Consider the following 19,437-nt stretch of genomic DNA (forward strand, 5'->3'; position numbering starts at 1 on the left):
CTCGGCCTCCCACGTGTAACGCTGCGCCCATGTCCGGGAGCAAGGGGTCATGAACCGACAAGAAGGTGACACCCCTCGCGACGAGGCGTGGCTGGAAGATCTCTTCCGTCGCCACCACGCGGCGGTGCGGACGTACTGCGCGCGTCGCCTCGGTGCATCCGGTGATGACGTGGTCTCCGAGGTCTTCGCCGTGGCGTGGCGCAAGCGTGAGGTGGTGCCGGACCGTCCACTTCCGTGGTTGTACGCCGTCGCAGCACGCGAGCTGCTCCACCTCCAGCGCAGCGAGGGACGTCGCGCGGGCCACGAAGGGCGGGCGGCTGCCCGCAGGGACGAGCGGGCGGATCCGTTCACCGCGGTCGATGACCGCCTCAGTGCGCAGGCTCCGATCAGCGCTGCGATGGGTCGGCTCCGTCCGACCGACGCCGAGATCCTGCGACTGTGGGCCTGGGAGGAGCTGTCCGCGACGGAGATCGCTGTGGTCCTCGACATCTCGGCCACCACTGCTCGCGTACGTCTGCATCGTGCGCGGCTGCGTCTGAAGGTCCAGCTCCATGCGATGGACCTTCACCTGTCGCAGGAGCCGCGCCAGCCCTTCGCCCATTCCACTTCCTCCTCACTTGCCCCTTTCGAGCCGCCGGAGCCCTGCCATGACTGATCTGCGTACCCGCATCAAGGACATCGACCCTGCCCCGCACATGTCCGCATTCCCGGACGAACGGATCAGCAGCATGACGCGCCAGATCCTCGAGGCCGAGAAGTCTCCCGTTGCAGCGCACGAGGGCAGGCGCCGGCGGGGCTCCCGCGCGGCACTCGCTGGCGCCTTCGGGCTCGCGCTCGTCGGGGGCGGTGTCGCTGTTGCCACGCTCGGTCCGGCTGAGGAGGTCGCCACCCGGCACCTGCTGGCTCCGCCCACGATCATCAGCGGCGTCGGTCCTCAGGAGGTGTCCCTTCCGGGAGCACCCGCTGGGACTCGCTACCTGAGCTACGAACTGGCCTGCTTCGACGGGTCGGTGTGTGGGACACAGGCAGGTTCGGTCGAGGGCCCGGAGGACGGGCGAGTCCGGGTTGATCGCGGCTCCCTGCCGACGACCGGGATCGTGGACGCCACCAACCCCCAGGAACTGCCAGCGCTCGACGAGCCGACGATCCAGGTCCAGGTGGACGAGGGGACGCACTGGCGGCTGTACACGGTCTTCACCGACAGGTACGACTTCGCGAACGGCGTCCTCGAGAACGGCAAGACGCTCGGTGTCCCGGGCATCGAGCCGGCGGACTACCTTCCCGCTGTCACGAACGATGGAAAATCGGGCTGGGTCAGTTACGACGACCTGACCGAGGACGCCGAGGTCGAGCTCACGCCGCGCGGTGTCCGCCAGGACCCGCTCACCGTCTTCGGCGCTGACGGCACGACCGAGATTGGCGTCACGGACGTCAACGCGACCGTGCGCCAACTCCCCTGAGTCCAGTTCGCGGCGGCGGTCGCCGGCACCGAACGCGCCCCGTCAGAGGTACATGCCTCCGGCGGGGTGCGTGCCGTCGGGCATGCCTGCCTCGCCGTTGGCTCCGGGCTGACCCTCCTGCGGGTGCTGACCGCTGCTCATGCCGGGCAGGGCCCGTCGCATCTGCTCCAGCTGCGCACGACTGGCGACCTGCTGGGCATAGATGGCGGTCTGGATGCCGTGGAAGAGTCCTTCCAGCCACCCGACCAGCTGGGCCTGCGCAATACGCAGCTCACCCTCTGACGGGGTGACGTCGTCGGTGAACGGCAGCGCGATGCGCTCCAGCTCCTCGATCAGCTCCGGCGCCAGGCCGGTCTCGAGCTCCTTGATGGAGGCCTGGTGGATGTCGCGCAGACGGGCACGGCTGGCCTCGTCCAGCGGCGCAGCCTTCACCTCGTCGAGCAGTTGGCGGATCATGGAGCCGATCCGCATCACCTTGGCGGGCTGCTCGACCAGGTCGCTGACGCTCTGCCCCTGCTCGGCCTGCTCCTGGTGCTGCTCGACCACCGCGGCAGGGACCGTGCCCACCGGCTCACCGTCGGGGCCGATCACGAGCACGTGACCCTCGGGCACCTCGACCTCGATGGTGTCGTCGGCCGCGGCTTCGTCCTGACCCGCCGCCGGGGCGGGCGCGGTGCCTTCCGCGTCGGAGTCGGGGACGGTCGAATCGGGGGTGTCGCTGTGCTTCTGCGTCATGGTGAAACCCTAACCGGCGGGCGGAGGCGTTCATTCCGGACGTTTGCAGTCACCGGATGACTGCAGAGGTCCGCGCTCGTGTCGGGTTGATGGCGACCGCCCCGCGCCTCAGGCGACGGTGAGGACGACCTTGCCGATGTGGGCGCTGGAGTCGACGAGCTCGTGGGCGCGGGCGACCTCCTCGAGGGACATCACCTCGTGGATGACCGGCTGGACCTGCCCGTCGGCCACCAAGGGCCACACGTGCTCGACGAGCTCGGCGCAGATCTCGGCCTTCTGCTCGAGCGGTCGAGCTCGCAGGGAGGTCGCGATCACCGAGCCACGATTGGCGAGCAGTTTGGAGATGTTGAGCTCAGCCTTGACCCCGCCCTGCATCCCGATGATCACCAGACGGCCGTCGTTCGCGAGGGCGGAGACGTTGGTGTCGAGGTATTTGGCGCCCATGTTGTCGAGGATGACGTCGACGCCGCGGCCGTCGGTGGCAGCACGGACCACCTCGAGGTAGTCCTCCTCGCGGTAGTTGATCGTCACGTCGGCGCCCAGGTCGGCGCAGGCCGCCAGCTTGGCCTCGGTGCCGGCGGTGGTGAAGACCTTGGCGCCCCACGCGGTCGCCAGCTGGATGGCGAAGGTGCCGATGCCGCCGGAGCCGCCGTGCACGAGGAAAGACTCGCCGGCCTCCAGGCCGGCGGTCATGAAGACGTTGGACCAGACCGTCGCGGCCACCTCGGGCAGCGCCGCGGCGTGGACGAGGTCCAGCCCTTCGGGCACCGGCATCAACTGCCCGGCGGGCACCACGACCTGCGAGGCGTAGCCACCCCCGGCGAGCAGGGCACAGACCTCGTCGCCGACGGCCCAGCCGGTGACGCCCTCGCCGAGCTCGGCGATGCGACCGCTGCACTCGAGCCCGATGACGTCGCTGGCGCCCGGCGGCGGCGGGTAGAAGCCCTTGCGCTGCAGGGTGTCGGCCTTGTTGACCGCGGTCGCGGCCACCTCGACCAGCACCTCGCCCGCTCCCGGGATCAGGTCAGGCAGCTCGACGACGGTGAGGACCTCAGGGCCTCCGGGCTCAGTGACGTGGACGGCGCGCATGCCTTCGAGGCTAGTGGGAAGGCGGTCGGTCCAGTCGGGTGAGGTCGTCCCAGGTGTCGATGTCGGATGCCTCGTCCGCCATCGGCGCCACGTCGACCAGGTCGAGCTCTGCGACGAGACGGAAGAGACTGAGGCCGGCGGCGTCACCCTCGGGGCGTACGCGGTCCAGCGCCGCGGTCTCCACCGTCAGGCACAACTGACGACGGCCGTCGGCGTCGGTGAGCACGGCGCCATCGTGCCCGGCTGCGGCCTCGAGGAGCCGGGTCACGGTTGCGGCGCTGAGCCGTGGCATGTCGACGGCCAGGACGAGGAGGTACGGCGCTCGGGCGGTGAGGGCGTCGCGCGCGGCCAGCAGCCCGGCTGCAGGCCCACCGCCCGCCGGATGTTCGCGTACGAAGCGGATCGATGCCGCGACGTCGCTCTCGGTGACCGCTGGCAGACCGGCGAGCAGCTCGGTGACCTCGGGGCCCGCGACCACGGTCTCCAGGGCACCCTCGACCGCGGTGAGCGCCCACACCAGCATCGGGCGACCGGCGACCTCGAGGCCGGCCTTGTCGACGCCGCCCATGCGTCGGCCCGTGCCGCCGGTCAGGATGACCGCCGAGAACCCGCTGCGCTGTGACATGCAGGTCAGTCTGGCAGGCTGGACGTCATGGCCACCACGACCAGCACAGCTGCCGGCCCCGGCCAGCCGGGGGAGCCGGGCGAGGGGAAGCAGACCTTGCGCGTACGTCTCGTGCAGGTCGCCGCCTCGCTCGACCCGTCCGCGAACCGCGCCCGCCTCGCCGACGTGCTCGGGGAGAGCGAGCGCGGGGAGCTGGTGGTCTTCCCCGAGGTCTTCGCCCGAGACTTCGGCAAGCCGGGCAGCGACGTGTCGCCCTTCGCCGAGCCACTGGACGGCCCTTTCGTCACCGCGGTGGAGGAGGGGGCCCGAGCCGCCGGGGTCAGTGTGGTCGCTGGCATGTTCCGTGTCGGCGAGGACCCCCAGCGGCCCTACAACACCTTGGTCGTGCGCGGCGAGAGCTCTGCGTCGTACGACAAGATCCACCTCTACGACTCGTTCGGCCACAAGGAGTCCGACCGGCTGCTCGCTGGTGGCTGGGAGCCGGTGGTGGTCGAGATCGGGGGCTTCCGGGTGGGGCTGATGACCTGTTACGACCTCCGCTTCCCCGAGCTGGGCCGCGCCCTGGTGGACGCCGGCGCCGAGGTGATCGTGCTCCCCGCGGCCTGGGTTGCCGGCGAGCGCAAGGTCGACCACTGGCTCACCCTGGCGCGCGCCCGGGCCATCGAGAACACGGTCTACGTGGTCGCCGTCGGCCAGCCCGCTCCCCGCTACACCGGCCACTCGACGGTGATCTCGCCCTGGGGGGACGTCGTCGCGCAGGCCGGGCCCGACGAGGAGGTCCTGACAGCAGTCCTCGAGCGGGAGACCATCGGGGCGGCGCGCCGCGCCAACCCCTCGCTGGACAACCGGCGAAGGTAACCTCGCCTCGTGTCTGCACCACGCCCCGGTCGTCGCGCCGCCCCCAAACAGTCGCGGTTCACCCGCAAGGCGACCCGTGGCACCCGTTCGGGCGGTGGCCGCCGGATCGCGGGCAAGGGAGAGCCGACCGAGGGTTCCCAGGCCCCACCCGCCCTGTCGGCCGAGCTCTCCGGGACCCCGCCGGAGCTGACGCCCGAGTCGGACCCGTTGTCGCGCCCGCTGCTGGACGATGACCCGTTCGGCATCCGGCTCGCCCTGTCCCGCGGGGCAGCCACCCCGTCCGGGGCGCCGGAGCCCGAGGACATCGCGGTGGTGTTCCACCCGGCCGAAACAGGCGAGTCGACAGTCGACCAGACGGTTGAGCCCAGACCCGAGCCGCCTCGGGGGACCGAGCCGGTCGGCGAGCCCATCGACGAGCCCATCGACGAGCCCATCGACGAGGCACCCATCTCCGACGAGGACTTCGTCGCTCCGGAGGGCTGGGTCGCCGCCCAGCTTCCCCAGGACCCGCCCGTCGACGAGGTCGTCTCGCGCGGTCAGACGCCGCGCGACCGGGGGATCCTCACGGCGTGGGGCCTCGTCCTGCTCGCCGGCATGGTCCTGCTCGGCGCCGCGGCCCTGCATGTCGGCCCGAACTGGCTGGACGGTGCCGGAGCGGTGGCGGTGCTCACGACGTACGCGTGGGCGGTGACGGCACGCACGGGCGGACGGCAGGTCCTGTTCTCGATCCTGGCGCTGGTCATCGGAGTCGTGGCCGTCCTGGTCGACGGAGCGGTGCTGCGCAGCGGGGCCGCGGTCCTGACCTGCGTGGTCAGCGGTGTGCTGGCCGTGGTGATCACCGTCCCGGCACGCAACTTCCTCAACGCCGTGAGAGAAGTGGTGATCGCCACGGCGGTCTCCTCCGTCGGCGCCTTCGCCACCGTCGGCTTCGCGCCGTCCGCGAGCACCACCCGCTTCGAGTACGTCACCCTCGCCGTCGGCTTCGCCGTGGTCTTCGCCCTGGTCTGGCGCTTCGCCGCCGGCCTGCACGGCCTCGGCACCCGTGGTCTGGCGATCGTCGTCGTCGGCACCGTGGTGCTGGTGGGCAGCCTCGTCTACACCGAGTTGCTGCGGAACTTCGGGGTCAGCACGATGGTGTCGTCGGGGTCGGACTTCTCCGAGTGGCTGCGCAGCACGATCGGTGCGGTGCCGCGACCGATCACCGTCCTGCTGGGCGTGCCGGCCCTGGTCTGGGGCGTGCACATGCGGGCCCGTCGGCGCCAGGGATGGTGGGTCTGCACCTTCGGGGCGGCCGCGACCCTGCCGGTGGCCCAACGCCTCGTCAACCTCGACACCTCCTACGTGGAGGCGGGGTTGCAGACCACGTACAGCGTCATCCTCGGCCTGCTCGTCGGCTACGTCGTGATCCGCCTCGACCTGCGCCTCACCGGCCAGCGAGGAGCACGGGCCCGCGCTGCCGAGGAGGCCCACGCCGTACGGCCCGAGCCGCGTCGCTTCGCACCTCTCTGAGCGCTCGGTCGCGCTCGTTTCGGGTACGTGTCGGTAACCCTTAACGTCGCCCGCATGGCACGAGTCAAGACGTACGAGATCACCGCAGAGATGGTCGCCAACGTGATCGAGATCCCGGTCGCGGTCGGTGACGAGGTCGCGGTCGGCGACACGGTGGTGCTGCTGGAGTCGATGAAGATGGAGATCCCGGTCCTGGCCGAGCTGCCCGGCGTGGTCGGCGAGGTCCGCGCCGAGGCCGGTGACGTCGTCCAGGAGGGCGACGTGCTGCTCACCCTGACCCTGACCGTCTGAGCCGCGACCGCCCGCTCCTGCAGGGGCGGGTCGTCCCGGCCCCGTGCCCATTGAGTAGCGATGCGCATGCCCCGGGCCTGCGCGTGGAGCAGGATGGCCCCATGAGCACCACTGACACGTCTCCCGCCCTGCCTCCGCAGACGTTCCAATGCCCGCAGTGTCGCGCAGCGTTGCCGTTCGGCCTGGCGGCCTGCTCGACCTGCGGGATCCGGCTCACCGGTCCGTTGGCGGCCCGGCTGTGGCAGGTCGACCAGCAGGTGGCGCGACTCTCGGCCGAGGCGGTGGCGCTGCGACAGCGGCTGCTCCTGCCACCCGACGAGGCCGAGCTGGCCGAGGTCGCCCAGGTCCAACACACGCAACAGGCCCAGCAGGGGGCACAGACGGCTTGGTCTGCGCAGGTCCCGACGCCACAGCCCGCCCCGCGCCCCGCGCTCTCGGGCCAACAGATCCTGCTCGGCCTCGGTGCCCTGCTCCTGCTCTCGGGCCTCGCCTTCTTCGTGGCCGTGGTCTGGTTCCTCGTCGGGATCGTCGGCCAGGCCGCCATCATGGTGGCGCTCACCGGGGTCGCCGCCACTGCAGCGGTCTTCGCCACCCGCAAGCGACTCCCTGCGGCGGCCGAGACGGCGGCGGTGATCGCCAGCGGCCTCGTCGTCATCGACCTGTGGGCTGCCCACGGCCTGGGTCTCGCGGGCCTCGACTCGCTGCCCGGTGACCTCTACTGGACCGGCGCCGGACTGGTGGGTGGCGCCCTGCTCCTCGGCTTCGACAGTTTCGTGCCGCGTCGTGACGACGCCGGGCCCCTCCCCAAGGTCAGCGTCTACCGACCGGCCGCCCTGTTGCTGGCGCTGTGGTCGACCTGGTCCGGTTTCGTGGCCGCCGACCTGACGATGGTCGCCGGCTCGGCGGGCCTGTTGGTGGTCGCTGCCGTGAGCCTGGCGTTCGGCTGGTTCGCGGTGCGTCTCGACGGGGGCACCCCTCGCACCCTGCGGTGGTTGGTGTGGCCCGCGGCGGCTTCTGCCCTGGTGGCCCTCGCGGGGCACCTCGTGATCGCCGTCGGCGTCGGCTACGACGACAACTCCGCGGCCCAGCGCTACACCGCGATGGGGCTCCTCCTCGTCCTGCCGGCGCTTCTGCTGGCCGCCCGCCGTCACCCGTGGGTCGTCGCCCGGCCCGGTCTGATGACCCGGCTCGGCCTGCTGGTGCTCATCGGGGCTGCGGCTGCCCTCGGCATCGCGGTGATGGAGTTGCCGCGCACCGTCGTGGCTGTGGTCGCCGTCGTGCTCGGCGCGGTCCTGACGGTGCTCGCCGTGCGGGGCGAGGACGGAGAGGACGACCTCGCCGAGCCCGCCCGGACGATGGGTTGGGGTGGGCTCTTCACCTGGGTCGGCCGCCTGTCCCTCCTGGCGCTGTTCTTCTTCTGCTACCTGCTGGCTGAGGAGGGGGCCGAGTCAGGTCTCGACCTCGTCGCCTGGACGCACGAGGCCGGCCTCGCGCCATGGTGGCTGCCGGCGCTGCCGGCGTTCGCGCTCCTGGTGCCCACGGTGGTCTCCGCCGTACGCCGCGACTCGGTCCTGCTGACCCTTGCCGCGCACGTCGTCGGCCTCCTCGGGCTGCTCGTCGCCCTGCGTGACGCCGAGTCGATCGTGTGGGTCGTGGTTGGCCTGGTCGTCAGCGTGCTGCTGGTCGCCCTGGGCGCCCTCTCCCGGATGGCCGCCCTCGACGGTCGCAGCGAAGCGACCGAGGTGATCGCGCTGGTCTCCGCCGTGCTGGCCGCCACGGTGGCGTTCGCGGCCTCCCTCGATCACACCGCCCTGACCCAGGCCTGCGTCCTCGTCGGCGTCGGTGCGGCACTGCTGGCCTACGCCGCCCTGCCGGGCCGTCTCGTCGTCGCCTACCCGGGTGCGCTCGCCGTGACGGTCGGCATCGCTCTCGTGCTGGCCGAGCGGGGTGTCGGAGCGATCGAGGCCTACACGGGCCCGGCGGTGGTCCTGCTCGCCTGCATCGGTGCGGTCCAGTGGTGGCGCGACCACGCGGCGCCGACCCTCTTGACGATGGCCCCGGCCTTGGCGGTCGCGTTGCTCCCGAGCCTCGGGGTCGCTCTGGTGGACGGACCTCTGGTTCGGCTGGTCGCGGTGACGGTCCTGTCGCTGGTCGTGCTGCTGGTCGGCCTCAAGTGGCGCTGGCAGGGACCAGTGGTCGTGGGCGCGGTCGCCCTGATCTGGCTCGCCCTCGACCAGGGCGGTCCGATCGTGGAGTACGTCGACGGGTGGATCCTGCTGATCGGCTCCGGTGCTGCGCTGCTTGCCGCGGGCGTGCTGTGGGAGCGTTCGATCGCCGCGGGCCGGCGTACGGTCGCCTGGTTCTCCGCCCTGCAGTGAGTTGCGTTCCGGCCCTGGGGAACATGCCCTAAACCGGGGACGCGGTCTGCTCGGTGCGCGATTAGCGTGCAGAGCGATGCAGTGTTGGCAAGGACCGGGGGAGCAAGTGAAGTCACGCGCGGCTACAGCGATCAGGGCAGGAGTCGGCGCGGTCGCGCTGGCGCTCGCCGTGTCGACCGCGGCCCCCGCGTCGGCCCAGGCTCCGGCGGTCGTGGAGCAGAGCGTCGGCGCTCACACGAAGTCGGCACCGAAGGTCTTCCGCTCGGTCAAGGTCTCGCCCGCGCAGCCGGTCGTCGGCAGCAAGGTCAAGCTCACCGGGCGGGTGAAGGGCGCGAAGCGTCGTGTGGTGCTCCAGCTCCGATCCGACCGGGGCGTCTGGCGCAAGGTGGCGGTGACCCGCACCCGCAAAGGCAAGTTCTCCTTCACGTACGCCGTCGAGTCGACGACGCCGCGCTCCTTGCGGGTCGTCGCCCGCACGGCGCCGAAGGTGAAGAGCAACGCCCGGCACCTGGGTCGCGACAAGGGTTCCAAGCGCACCCACCGCAAGTTGAAGAGTCGCCGCGTGGTGAGCAGGGTCGTCGCGGTCCGTCCGCGGCCCGCTCCGGTGGTCCCCCCGAGGGTGGAGACGCCCGGCCCGGTGGTCCCGCCCGTGGAAGTGCCTGCTCCGGCCACCCCCGGGCCCGTCGAGACGCCCGCCCCTGACCCGGACGAGGTCTTCGCCGCTGAGGTGCGCGCTGCTGTCGACGCGGGTGTGCGCGCCTACCGCGACGCCAGCAACGCCACCGACCCCGTCGGCACCAACGAGTGCCTGTCGCAGTGGGCCGACGGTTTCGCCGCCGAGATGGCCGAGAGCAACATCTTTGCCCACTCCGTCTCGTCCGAGTGGAACGACTTCGGCGTTGTCTCCAGCTCCGAGGCCTGCCCCGGCCAGGCTCCGGCCCACACCCAGGAAGCCATCGACTGGGAAGAGGGTGCGACTCCTCAGGAGGTCGCCGACAAGGTCCTGCAGGCCTGGAAGGACGCCTGGATGCACGACGAGGTCCTGCTCGATGACTTCGGCAGCGACCGCGTCCTCTCCGTCGGAGTGGCCAAGGGCGACGCCACCCACGGCTGGTACGTCGTCGCCGTCTTCGGCTTCAACTCCTGAACGACTGCCTCAGTCGGGCTCGCGACTGACCGGCCTGGCAGGCGAGTTGCCATCTCGCCCCGCGATGACCCTCACGGTGGGAGAATGCCCCCAGTTGTCCGCCGAGGGCGACCGCGAGCCGCGCCCCAGCGGTGGACACAGTGAAGGTCGGTAGCCGTGGTGAAGTGGCGTGTGAGCGTGGCCGGTGTTCTGGCGGGCGTGGTGGGTCTGAGTGGCGTCGCGCTGGTGGCGGGCGTCCCGGTGGGAGCAGCTGCCTCCGACGCTCCCGTGGTCTCGTCTCCCCCGACGTACGGGGAGCGTACGTTCGTCGACGCCGCTTCCAAGGCCCTGCGCAGAAACGTGCAGACCAAGAAGAAGGGGAAGCAGACCTTCACCGGCCCCCGGAGCGTGCAGCAGGCGCAGAGGTTCACCGTGACCGGTTCGGTGCCGTGGGCCAGGAAGGTCGGGGGCAAGCGCAAGGTGGTCCTGCAGCTGAAGACGGGGCGCACGTGGAAGAGCGCCGCTGCGAGGAAGGTGGGCGCGAAGAAGCGCGTCACGTTCATCGCCAAGCGCACCCGGACCGGCACCGTGGCCTATCGCCTCGTGGCTCCGGCGGTGAAGAACAAGCGCAGGGTGGTCGCGAAGAGGTACACGTCCCCCGCGCTGCGGGTGAAGGTGGTCGCCAAGCCGAAGGCCGCGCCGACGCCCACCCCGACCCCCACCCGCGCGCCGACACCCTTCCCCGCGCCGGTGGCGCCCGGGCCCTACGACGAGCACGACCACGTCGCCGACCCGTGGAACCCCTTCAGCCCGACCCCGGCCGGAGCGGCGTGGGACTGGACCACGATCTCTGCGGTGGGTGATCCTCGCTGGAACCCTTGCGACGTGATCACGTGGGACTACAACCCCACCGGTTCCTACGCCGGTTCGCTGCGCGACATGAAGAAGTCGTTCGACCGGGTCTCGAAGGTGTCGGGTCTTCGGTTCCGCTACGTCGGGGTCAACCCGGATGACGCCGTGATGGAGCCGGCCGCCGAGATCAAGGTGCAGTGGAAGAGTCTGGGGGGAGGCACCCTCGGTGTGGCCAACACCCGGTTCTACGTGCGTCCCACGGGTTACGAGATCTTCGAGTCAAGCATCGACCTCACCCTGGACTACGCGTTCGCGCCCGGTCTGGACGCCACGCGCAACCTCTACCCCTACCCGGCAGGTGTGGTCATGCAGCACGAGTTGATGCACGCCGTGGGCCTGGGGCACGCAAGCCAGGACACCCAGCTCATGCACCCCTACGTCACGCCCAAGGGCTATCGGATGGGCGCGGGCGACCTGGCCGGGATGCGCGCCGTGGGCTCGGAGCAGGGGTGCCTGTGACGGTGCGGGCGATCCTGATCGGCCGAGAGGCCGCAGGCCGGGACCGGTGACAAATGCGTGAAGCCCCGTCCAGTGGACGGGGCTTCACGGCTGGCGGTGACGGAGGGATTTGAACCCTCGGTGGACTTGCACCCACAAACGCTTTCGAGGCGTTCTCCTTAGGCCGCTCGGACACGTCACCGCGACGAACGTTACCGGACCTGCTCCGCGGGCTCACAATCGGATCACCAGAGCGCTGGGTCGAGCGCGTGGGTCGTTCTCGTTAGGCTGGCAGACATGACGATCTTCCTGCTGGTGGTGGTGATCGCCTCGCTGGTGACGATGGTCTTCGTGCTCTCCCGGGGTCAGGCCACCTCCACGCGCCGGATCGAAGCCGCGCGCGAGCGGGTCAGGATCGCGACCGACCTGGCGTACTCCCATGACGAGATCTCCCCGGCGCTCGCGGGCGCGATCATCGCCCGCACCCGTGGCCTGCGCGAGGACTCGTCGGTGCACTCCTTGGAAGACGCGATCGACGACGTCCTCACCCTGGCGCGACAGCACCGGGAGACCGAGCCGGACCTGGCCGTCATCGTCATCGACTCCGTACGCCGCGAAGGGCCTCCCGAGCGTCTGGGCTGAGCAGCAGACTCGGCTGAGCTGCGCTGGGCTGAGCCGCAGACCCGGCCGTACGCCTCAGACGCGGTGCGTGCGGAAGAAGTCGTCGAGCCGCTGGGTCGACTCCGCGGCCAGCACCCCGGAGAGCACCTCGGGCCGGTGGTTGAGCCGCCGGTCCCGTACGACGTCCCACAAGGAGCCGACCGCGCCGGCCTTCTCGTCGTACGCCCCGAAGACCAACCGGTCGAGGCGCGACAGCACGATGGCGCCGGCGCACATGGTGCACGGCTCCAGGGTGACGACGAGCGTGCAGCCGCTGAGCCGCCACTCGCCCCGCGCGGCAGCCGCCCGGCGCAGGGCCACCACCTCGGCATGCCCGGTGGGATCGTGCTCGGCCTCACGCACGTTGCGCCCGGCACCGATGACCACGCCGGCCTCGTCCAGGACCACGGCACCGATCGGTACGTCGTCGGTCGCGCGGGCCAGATCGGCCTCCGCGAGGGCGAGTCGCATTGCTGCGACCCAGTCGTGCGCCCCCACGATCAGACGGTGTCGAGGCCGACGACGTCGTCGAACTCGGGGCCGAACCCCAACTGGGCAGCGATCTCGGCGAGCATCTCGTCGGGGTAGAGGTCGTCGTCGAGCAGGACGGCCATGTCGACGGCCGACATGCCGAGATCGGCCACCACACCCAGGTCGCCGGCCGGTCCGTCGTCGTCGTCCTCGGGGTCGGGGAGACCGAGGAACTCGATGACCGACTCGGCCAACTCCCACTCCTCGGCGGCGGTGACGTCGGAGAGCAGCACGCGGGTGGCGTGCCCCTCGACGCGTACGAGCACGAAGAAGTCGTCGTCGATCGCGACCATGGCCAGGGCACCGCCCTCACCGGGGAAGCGGCGCAACCCGTGCGCGAGGGTCTCGACCGAAGCCAGGGTGGTGTCGGTGATCTCGGCGAGCGACCAACCACCGTCGGAGCGGTGGGCAGCCACGGCGAAGTCGATGCCGCCCTCGTCCGAGTCGTCGTCCAGTCCGGACATCGCCACGCCCTTCCGGGGAATTGCCTCGCTGCATGACACCGCCCGGCTGCTCCTGGCGGTGACGCGGCCAGCGTGCCACGGAAGGGTCCGGTAAACCAAGCCCTCCCGTGCTTCTCGGGAGGGGAAACCGGTGGGATCTCGACTAAGGTCCTTCCATGCGCATCCAGGTCGTCGATCACCCGCTCGTTGCCCACAAACTCACCACGCTGCGCAACGTGCACACCGACTCCCCGACCTTCCGGCGTCTCGCCGACGAGCTCGTGACCCTGCTGGCCTACGAGGCCACCCGTGGGGTCCGGGTCAGTGAGGTCGAGATCGACACTCCGGTGGCCCCCACCACGGGCGTGAGGCTGAGCACCCCCACGCCGCTGGTGGTGCCGATCCTGAGGGCCGGCCTGGGCATGCTCGACGGCATGGTCCGTCTGTTGCCCACCGCGGAGGTCGGCTTCCTCGGGATGGTGCGCAACGAGGAGACCCTGGCGGTCACGACGTACGCCGAGCGCCTCCCCGAGGACCTCTCCGGACGTCAGGTCTACGTGCTCGACCCGATGCTGGCCACCGGCGCGACCCTCGCGGAGGCGATCCGTTTCCTCGTTGAGCGCGGCGCCGACGACATCATCGCCATCTGTCTGCTGGTTGCACCCGAGGGCTGCGAGCGGCTCGTCGAGGAGCTCGATGGCCTGTCCGTGCCGGTGACCGTGGTCACCGCTGCGATGGACTCCCACCTCAACGAGAAGGGCTACATCGTGCCCGGTCTCGGCGACGCCGGAGACCGCCTCTACGGCCTGGCCCACTGACCGCGTCCCCGCCGCGGGGAGCGCTGGATCACCGCCCCGGGAGTCAGGGCGTGAGACCCTGTCCGGCCCCCGCGCCGAGGCGGGTAACTTTGCGACACCCACACCCTCTTACGGGGGTGGGGCGAGCCCTAATCAGGAGGTAGTTGTGCGCATCGGGATCCCCCGGGAAGCGTGGCCCGGCGAATCACTCGTCGCGGCAACAGCCAAGACGGCTGACCAGTTGGTCAAGCTCGGTTACGAGGTCGTCGTCGAGAGCGACGCCGGACAGGCTGCCGACCAGCCCGACCACGTGTACGAAGAGGCTGGCATCACGGTCGTCGATCGTGCCACGGCCTGGTCCAGCGACGTCGTCGTCAAGGTCAACGCTCCCACCGACGAGGAGATCGGCCAGATGCGTCGGGGGGCCACGGTCATCTCGATCATGGCGCCTGCCCGCAACCCCGAGCTGATCGACAAGTTCACCGACGCCGGCCTCACCGCGCTGGCCATGGACGCCGTGCCGCGCATCTCGCGCGCGCAGTCCATGGACGTGCTGTCGTCGATGGCCAACGTCGCCGGCTACCGCGCGGTCATCGAGGCCGCCAACGAGTTCGGCCGGATGTTCACCGGACAGGTCACGGCGGCGGGCAAGACCGCTCCGGCCCGGGTCTTCGTGGTCGGTGCCGGCGTCGCCGGTCTCGCCGCGATCGGTGCGGCCTCCGCGATGGGTGCCGTGGTGCGTGCGTTCGACGTACGTCCCGAGGTGGCCGAGCAGGTCGAGTCGATGGGCGCCGAGTTCGTCAAGGTCGACATGAAGAGCGAGGTCTCCTCCGACGGCTATGCCCGTGAGATGACGGCCGAGCAGGAGGCCGCGACCGCCCTGATGTACGACGAGGAGGCGCGCAACGCCGACATCGTCATCACCACCGCGCTGATCCCGGGCCGCCCCGCGCCCAAGCTGATCACCGCCGAGACCATTGCCGCGATGCGTGGCGGAAGTGTCATCGTCGACATGGCCGCCGCCAACGGTGGCAACGCAGCCCTGACCGTGACCGGTGAGCGGACGGTGACCGACAACGGCGTCGTGATCCTCGGCTACACCGACCTCGCGGGCCGCCTGGCTGCCCAGACCAGCCAGCTCTACGGCACCAACATCGTCAACCTGCTCAAGCTGCTGACGCCCGGCAAGGACGGTCAGCTCACCCTGGACTTCGACGACGTCGTCCAGCGTGGCATCACGGTCACCCTCGACGGCGAGTCGATGTGGCCGCCGCCGCCCGTACAGGTCTCTGCGGCGCCCGCCGCAGCCGCGCCTGCCGCGGTCGCCCCGGCGGAGCCCAAGAAGCCGGCCAACCCGATGACCAAGGTGTACGCCGCAGCTGGCGGTGCCGTGCTCTTCGGTGTGCTGGCGATGTTCATGGGTGACCAGCTGCTCCAGCAGCTGACCGTGCTGATGTTGTCGGTCTTCGTGGGTTACTACGTGATCTCCAACGTCGCCCACGCTCTGCACACGCCGCTGATGGCTGAGACGAACGCCATCTCCGGGATCATCCTGGTGGGCGGGATCCTGCAGGTCGGGAGCCCGAACCTCCTGGTGACGCTCCTGTCGGTGGTCGCGATCCTGGTCGCCAGCATCAACATCTTCGGTGGCTTCCTGGTGACCGTGCGCATGCTCGAGATGTTCAGGAAGGACTGAACCATGGACTTCCTGACCTCTGACAAGCTCTACGGCCTGATCCAGGGCGCGTACGTCATTGCCGGTATCTGCTTCATCGCAGCGCTCGCCGGTCTCTCCAAGCACGAGACGGCCCGACGCGGCAACCAGGCCGGCATAGTCGGCATGGCGATCGCCCTGGTCGCCACGATCCTGCTCGCCCTGCGTGAGCAGCAGCTCATCGCCGAGATCGAGGAGCTCACTGCCCTCGTCGGTGACGACGAGAATCTGGGTCGTGGCGTCTGGATCACGCTCCTGCTGATCCTCGTGCCGATCGCCATCGGCGCCGTGATCGGTGCCCAGAAGGCCAAGACGGTCGAGATGACCGGTATGCCCGAGCTGATCGCGCTGCTGCACTCCTTCGTGGGTCTGGCCGCCGTGCTCGTCGGTTTCAACACCTACCTCGCGGCCCCGCAGGAGCTCGACGCGGCACACGGTGTCGAGATCTTCCTGGGCGTCTTCATCGGTGCGGTCACCTTCACCGGGTCGATCGTGGCCAATCTCAAGCTGAGCGCCAAGATGAAGTCGGCCCCGGTGGTCCTGCCGGCCCGTCACTGGCTCAACCTGGCCGTCATCGTGATCTCGCTGGTCCTGATGATCTGGTTCATGAACTCCGCGGGCGGGTCCGAGTTCATCGGCGCCGTCCCGTTGATCGTCATGACCGCGCTGGCGCTCTTCCTGGGCTTCCACCTGGTGGCGGCCATCGGCGGCGGCGACATGCCGGTCGTGGTCTCGATGCTCAACTCGTACTCGGGTTGGGCCGCGGCCGCAGCGGGCTTCATGCTCGGCAACAACCTGCTGATCATCGTGGGTGCGCTCGTCGGTTCCTCCGGTGCGATCCTCAGCTACATCATGTGCAAGGCGATGAACCGTTCGTTCGTCTCCGTGATCGCCGGTGGCTTCGGCTCCGACGGTGGCTCGACCGGCGAGGCCCGCGACTACGGCGAGCACCGCGAGGTGATGGCCGACGAGGCCGCAGACATCCTCGCGGGCGCGTCGACCGTGGTGATCACGCCCGGCTACGGCATGGCGGTGGCGCAGGCGCAGTACCCGGTCGCCGAGCTGACCCGCAAGCTGCAGGAGAAGGGCGTCGAGGTGCGCTTCGGCATCCACCCCGTCGCCGGTCGTCTGCCGGGTCACATGAACGTGCTGCTGGCCGAGGCCAAGGTGCCGTACGACATCGTGCTCGAGATGGACGAGATCAACGACGACCTCCCGAACACCGACGTCGTCCTGGTCATCGGGGCCAACGACACCGTCAACCCGGCAGCGATCGAGGAGCCCGACTCCCCGATCGCCGGCATGCCGGTGCTCGAGGTCTGGAACGCCAAGGAGGTCATCATCTTCAAGCGGTCGATGGCCACCGGTTACGCCGGCGTCCAGAACCCGCTCTTCTTCAAGGAGAACAGCCGGATGCTCTTCGGCGACGCGAAGGATCGTGTCGAGGCCATCCTGAAGGCTCTCGACTGACCTGAGTCAGGCGTACGCCCCCATCGGCGGACGTCATCACCCGAGGTTGCCCCGGCGACCAGTGGTGATGACGTCCGCCGTTGTCGTTGTGGTGGTTGACGTCGATTCAGCCGACCGGGAACTCCGCAACCACTTCGTACCGGGGGCGGCGCCGGGGCCCCTCGCCCAGGTGTGACTCGACGAGTGCGTACGAGTCGATCGTCCACTCCGGCCCGCGGTAGGCGTCCAGCAGTCGTACCCAGTCGGTGACCTCGGTCGGGCGCCCGCAGCGCGCCACGGTCAGATGGGGTCGGAAGCGCTGTCCGTCGACCTTGCCCCCGACGCGGTTCGCCGCCGCCCGCGCGCCGTCGGCCATCCGGCGTACCTCCAGCGCGTCGTCCTCGTCGAGGGCGAGACCCGCCCAGACGACTCTCGCGCCGACCACGTGGGGGAACGCACCGCCCCCGGTGATGGCGGTCGTCACCGGGCGCCGGCACGACGCCGCATGCTCCAGGCGTTCGACGAGGTCGTCGAGGTGCCGCTCGGCCAGGTCTGCGATGAACGCCAGCGTCAGGTGCACCTGCTCGGGCGCGGACCAGCGGAACGGGGCCACGGCGCGGCGCGGCTCCAGGAACTCGTCCAGGTGCTCGGTCACCTCGGCGGGCGGCTGGACTGCGACGAAACAGCGCATGGGGTCATTCTGGCGCGCCACCCGATGGGACGTCATCGTGAACGGTCGTCGGGGCGACCTCTGCTGATGACGTCCCGGCTGGCGGGCCGCCTCAGCCCAACTGCGTGCCGAACGCCATGCCGACCAGGTAGGTGATCCCCATCGCCAACAACCCTCCGACGACGTTGCGCAGCACGGCGGGGACCTTCGGACTGTAGCCGAGATGAGCGCTGGTCGCGCCGGTCAGCGCCAGGGCGACGGCGACCACGGCGACGGTGAGCGGGAGACGTACGACCGAGGGCAGGAAGGCCAGGACGATCAGCGGCACCAGCGCGCCCAGGGTGAAGGCGATCATCGAGGCCCAGGCCGCGTGCCACGGGTTGGTCAACTCGTCGGGGTCGATGCCGAACTCCACCTCTGCGTGCGCCCGCAACGCGTCGTGCGCGGTCAGTTCGTCGGCGACGACCTGGGCGGTGGGTGCACTCATCCCCTTCTCCTGAAGCATCTTCACCAGTTCAGCCAGCTCGGTCTCCGGCATCTGCTCCAGCTCGGTGGCCTCCATCGCCAGGATCGACTTCTCGGAGTCGCGCTGGGTGCTCACCGAGACGTACTCACCCGCAGCCATGCTGATCGCGCCGGCGGTCAGTGCCGCCACTCCCGCCAGGAGGATGGTCGGCTGGTCCGTGGTCGCACCCGCCACACCCACCACCACCCCGGCGGTTGAGATGATCCCGTCGTTCGCTCCCAGCACCGCTGCCCGCAGCCAGTTGAGGCGTCCGGCGACCTGACCGTTCATCTGGTCATGGAAGTGCTTGGGGTCTTCGTCGGTACCGATCTCGAAGCTCATGGCGTGATCCTGCTCCTGGCGTCGGGCCCTCGCAACGAAGGAGAGGCTGGGCTGGCTCGGGTCGCTCGCGGCGATGGTGGTCCTGATTGAAGTGGCGATCGACCGGGTAGACGACGCGGATGGATGACACCTTTCAGTTCGTGGGCCCCTGGGACGGCCCGGTCGTGGCCACCTCGGTACACGCCGGCCACGAGGTCCGCCCCGAGCTCCAGAACGAGATGATCCTCGACGAGGCCACCCGCCTGCGGGAGGAGGACCCGCACACCGACCGGATCGCGGCCGTGGTGGCAAGCAGGATGCTCACCTTCCGCTCCCGTTTCGAGGTGGACCTCAACCGACCCCGCGAGGAGGCCGTCTACCGCGAGCCCGATGACTGCTGGGGCCTTGACGTGTGGCGCGACCCGCCGCTGGCCGACGACCTCACCGAGGGGAGCCTCGCGGTCTACGACGAGGTGTACGCCGCCCTCGCTCGCCGCCTCGACCCCATCGCCGAACGCGGTCCCTTCGTCGTGCTCGACGTGCATTCCTACAACCACCGTCGCGACGGCGGAGACGCCGAGCCTGCCTCGGCCGAGGAGCACCCCGAGGTCAACATCGGCACCGGCAGCGTGGACCAGGACCGGTTCGGTCCTCTTGTCGACGCCTTCCGCGAAGAGCTCTCCTCCCAGGTCGTGCAGGGTCGTCCCCTCGACGCCCGCGAGAACGTCGCCTTCAAGGGACGCGCGCTGGCGTGGTTCGTCCACGAGCGCTACCCGAAGGTGGGCTGCGTACTGGCTCTGGAGTTCAAGAAGACCTGGATGGACGAGTGGACCGGTGATGTCGACGAGGTGCACCTCGACGAGTTGCGTACGGCCCTGGCCGCGACCCTGCCGGTGCTCGAGAAGTCCCTCGCTGAGCTGAGCTGA

At 70.1% G+C, this 19,437-nt stretch carries 20 protein-coding genes and 1 tRNA gene; 13 read left to right on the top strand and 8 right to left on the bottom strand.

All coding sequences use genetic code 11. The features are described from left to right. Nucleotides 1-49 precede the first annotated feature (49 nt). Nucleotides 50-655, top strand: a complete 606-nt coding sequence (locus DNK52_RS08380) for an RNA polymerase sigma factor (protein WP_110240493.1) — start codon at nt 50-52, stop codon at nt 653-655. Next, nucleotides 648-1,460: a hypothetical protein gene (locus DNK52_RS08385; protein ID WP_110240494.1), complete on the top strand. Its 813-nt coding sequence runs from the start codon at nt 648-650 to the stop codon at nt 1,458-1,460. The genes DNK52_RS08380 and DNK52_RS08385 overlap by 8 nt, the downstream gene beginning before the upstream one ends. A 42-nt stretch (nt 1,461-1,502) precedes the next feature. On the opposite strand, the gene DNK52_RS08390 is transcribed toward DNK52_RS08385, so the two are convergent. The 3 genes from DNK52_RS08390 to mobA all read right to left on the bottom strand — a co-directional run bounded on the left by DNK52_RS08390 (nt 1,503) and on the right by mobA (nt 3,909). Further along, nucleotides 1,503-2,195, bottom strand: coding sequence for a bacterial proteasome activator family protein (locus tag DNK52_RS08390; RefSeq protein WP_110240495.1), 693 nt, complete (start codon nt 2,193-2,195; stop codon nt 1,503-1,505). Between the two features lie 108 nt (nt 2,196-2,303). Beyond that, nucleotides 2,304-3,284 (bottom strand): NAD(P)H-quinone oxidoreductase, encoded by a 981-nt coding sequence (locus DNK52_RS08395; protein ID WP_110240496.1) that lies wholly within the window; start codon nt 3,282-3,284, stop codon nt 2,304-2,306. A gap of 10 nt (nt 3,285-3,294) precedes the next feature. Beyond that, nucleotides 3,295-3,909, bottom strand: a complete 615-nt coding sequence (gene mobA, locus DNK52_RS08400; RefSeq protein WP_110240497.1) for a molybdenum cofactor guanylyltransferase — start codon at nt 3,907-3,909, stop codon at nt 3,295-3,297. A gap of 27 nt (nt 3,910-3,936) precedes the next feature. On the opposite strand from mobA, the gene DNK52_RS08405 reads away from it, so the two are divergent. From DNK52_RS08405 to DNK52_RS08430, 6 genes are all read left to right on the top strand, one after another. Further along, nucleotides 3,937-4,767 carry a carbon-nitrogen hydrolase family protein gene (locus tag DNK52_RS08405; protein WP_110240498.1) on the top strand — a complete coding sequence of 277 codons (831 nt, stop codon included), beginning with the start codon at nt 3,937-3,939 and terminating at the stop codon, nt 4,765-4,767. A gap of 9 nt (nt 4,768-4,776) precedes the next feature. Beyond that, the gene (locus DNK52_RS08410) at nt 4,777-6,276 is read left to right on the top strand and encodes a hypothetical protein (RefSeq protein WP_110240499.1); all 1,500 of its coding nucleotides are present in this window, start codon (nt 4,777-4,779) and stop codon (nt 6,274-6,276) included. Between the two features lie 54 nt (nt 6,277-6,330). Then, complete coding sequence (locus tag DNK52_RS08415) at nt 6,331-6,567, top strand: biotin/lipoyl-binding carrier protein (protein WP_110240500.1); 237 nt, start codon at nt 6,331-6,333, stop codon at nt 6,565-6,567. Between the two features lie 101 nt (nt 6,568-6,668). Then, nucleotides 6,669-8,945, top strand: coding sequence for an SCO7613 C-terminal domain-containing membrane protein (locus tag DNK52_RS08420; RefSeq protein ID WP_110240501.1), 2,277 nt, complete (start codon nt 6,669-6,671; stop codon nt 8,943-8,945). A gap of 106 nt (nt 8,946-9,051) precedes the next feature. Continuing rightward, on the top strand, nt 9,052-10,092 hold the full coding sequence (locus DNK52_RS08425; RefSeq protein ID WP_162598693.1) for a CAP domain-containing protein: 1,041 nt from the start codon (nt 9,052-9,054) through the stop codon (nt 10,090-10,092). Between the two features lie 156 nt (nt 10,093-10,248). Then, nucleotides 10,249-11,442: a matrixin family metalloprotease gene (locus DNK52_RS08430; protein WP_110240503.1), complete on the top strand. Its 1,194-nt coding sequence runs from the start codon at nt 10,249-10,251 to the stop codon at nt 11,440-11,442. Between the two features lie 91 nt (nt 11,443-11,533). Here the strand turns inward: DNK52_RS08430 and DNK52_RS08435 are convergent. Then, a tRNA-Ser gene (locus DNK52_RS08435) sits at nt 11,534-11,623 on the bottom strand. 95 nt (nt 11,624-11,718) lie between these two features. Here DNK52_RS08435 and DNK52_RS08440 point away from each other — a divergent pair. Next, nucleotides 11,719-12,063 (top strand): hypothetical protein, encoded by a 345-nt coding sequence (locus DNK52_RS08440; protein WP_110240504.1) that lies wholly within the window; start codon nt 11,719-11,721, stop codon nt 12,061-12,063. Between the two features lie 54 nt (nt 12,064-12,117). On the opposite strand, the gene tadA is transcribed toward DNK52_RS08440, so the two are convergent. After that, nucleotides 12,118-12,579 (bottom strand): tRNA adenosine(34) deaminase TadA, encoded by a 462-nt coding sequence (gene tadA / locus DNK52_RS08445; protein ID WP_420812347.1) that lies wholly within the window; start codon nt 12,577-12,579, stop codon nt 12,118-12,120. Nucleotides 12,580-12,581: 2 nt separating this feature from the next. Continuing rightward, nucleotides 12,582-13,076, bottom strand: a complete 495-nt coding sequence (locus DNK52_RS08450) for a tRNA adenosine deaminase-associated protein (RefSeq protein WP_110240506.1) — start codon at nt 13,074-13,076, stop codon at nt 12,582-12,584. Nucleotides 13,077-13,231: 155 nt separating this feature from the next. On the opposite strand from DNK52_RS08450, the gene upp reads away from it, so the two are divergent. The 3 genes from upp (at nt 13,232) to pntB (ending at nt 17,036) form a co-directional block, all read left to right on the top strand. After that, the gene (gene upp, locus DNK52_RS08455; protein ID WP_110240507.1) at nt 13,232-13,873 is read left to right on the top strand and encodes a uracil phosphoribosyltransferase; all 642 of its coding nucleotides are present in this window, start codon (nt 13,232-13,234) and stop codon (nt 13,871-13,873) included. A 145-nt stretch (nt 13,874-14,018) separates the two neighbouring features. Beyond that, nucleotides 14,019-15,548 (top strand): Re/Si-specific NAD(P)(+) transhydrogenase subunit alpha, encoded by a 1,530-nt coding sequence (locus DNK52_RS08460; protein ID WP_110240508.1) that lies wholly within the window; start codon nt 14,019-14,021, stop codon nt 15,546-15,548. A 3-nt stretch (nt 15,549-15,551) separates the two neighbouring features. Then, a complete protein-coding gene (gene pntB, locus DNK52_RS08465) occupies nt 15,552-17,036 on the top strand; it encodes a Re/Si-specific NAD(P)(+) transhydrogenase subunit beta (protein WP_110240509.1) in 1,485 nt (494 codons plus the stop codon). A 106-nt stretch (nt 17,037-17,142) separates the two neighbouring features. Here pntB and thpR read toward each other — a convergent pair whose 3' ends face one another. Continuing rightward, nucleotides 17,143-17,706: an RNA 2',3'-cyclic phosphodiesterase gene (thpR, locus tag DNK52_RS08470; RefSeq protein WP_110240510.1), complete on the bottom strand. Its 564-nt coding sequence runs from the start codon at nt 17,704-17,706 to the stop codon at nt 17,143-17,145. 91 nt (nt 17,707-17,797) lie between these two features. Then, the gene (locus DNK52_RS08475; RefSeq protein WP_204163446.1) at nt 17,798-18,532 is read right to left on the bottom strand and encodes a VIT1/CCC1 transporter family protein; all 735 of its coding nucleotides are present in this window, start codon (nt 18,530-18,532) and stop codon (nt 17,798-17,800) included. 119 nt (nt 18,533-18,651) lie between these two features. Between DNK52_RS08475 and DNK52_RS08480 the strand changes: the two genes are divergently transcribed. Next, nucleotides 18,652-19,437, top strand: a complete 786-nt coding sequence (locus DNK52_RS08480; protein WP_110240511.1) for an N-formylglutamate amidohydrolase — start codon at nt 18,652-18,654, stop codon at nt 19,435-19,437.

Origin of the sequence: Nocardioides gilvus, assembly GCF_003194605.1 — a bacterium.
GTDB lineage: Bacteria > Actinomycetota > Actinomycetes > Propionibacteriales > Nocardioidaceae > Nocardioides > Nocardioides gilvus.

Coding starts and splice junctions, on each gene's coding strand:
- DNK52_RS08475 (WP_204163446.1), bottom strand. CDS start 18,532: ATGAGCTTCGAGATCGGTACCGACGAAGACCCCAAGCACTTCCATGAC.
- DNK52_RS08420 (WP_110240501.1), top strand. CDS start 6,669: ATGAGCACCACTGACACGTCTCCCGCCCTGCCTCCGCAGACGTTCCAA.
- DNK52_RS08405 (WP_110240498.1), top strand. CDS start 3,937: ATGGCCACCACGACCAGCACAGCTGCCGGCCCCGGCCAGCCGGGGGAG.
- upp (WP_110240507.1), top strand. CDS start 13,232: ATGCGCATCCAGGTCGTCGATCACCCGCTCGTTGCCCACAAACTCACC.
- DNK52_RS08415 (WP_110240500.1), top strand. CDS start 6,331: ATGGCACGAGTCAAGACGTACGAGATCACCGCAGAGATGGTCGCCAAC.
- pntB (WP_110240509.1), top strand. CDS start 15,552: ATGGACTTCCTGACCTCTGACAAGCTCTACGGCCTGATCCAGGGCGCG.
- DNK52_RS08480 (WP_110240511.1), top strand. CDS start 18,652: ATGGATGACACCTTTCAGTTCGTGGGCCCCTGGGACGGCCCGGTCGTG.
- thpR (WP_110240510.1), bottom strand. CDS start 17,706: ATGCGCTGTTTCGTCGCAGTCCAGCCGCCCGCCGAGGTGACCGAGCAC.
- DNK52_RS08440 (WP_110240504.1), top strand. CDS start 11,719: ATGACGATCTTCCTGCTGGTGGTGGTGATCGCCTCGCTGGTGACGATG.
- DNK52_RS08380 (WP_110240493.1), top strand. CDS start 50: ATGAACCGACAAGAAGGTGACACCCCTCGCGACGAGGCGTGGCTGGAA.
- DNK52_RS08395 (WP_110240496.1), bottom strand. CDS start 3,284: ATGCGCGCCGTCCACGTCACTGAGCCCGGAGGCCCTGAGGTCCTCACC.
- DNK52_RS08390 (WP_110240495.1), bottom strand. CDS start 2,195: ATGACGCAGAAGCACAGCGACACCCCCGATTCGACCGTCCCCGACTCC.
- DNK52_RS08450 (WP_110240506.1), bottom strand. CDS start 13,076: ATGTCCGGACTGGACGACGACTCGGACGAGGGCGGCATCGACTTCGCC.
- DNK52_RS08385 (WP_110240494.1), top strand. CDS start 648: ATGACTGATCTGCGTACCCGCATCAAGGACATCGACCCTGCCCCGCAC.
- mobA (WP_110240497.1), bottom strand. CDS start 3,909: ATGTCACAGCGCAGCGGGTTCTCGGCGGTCATCCTGACCGGCGGCACG.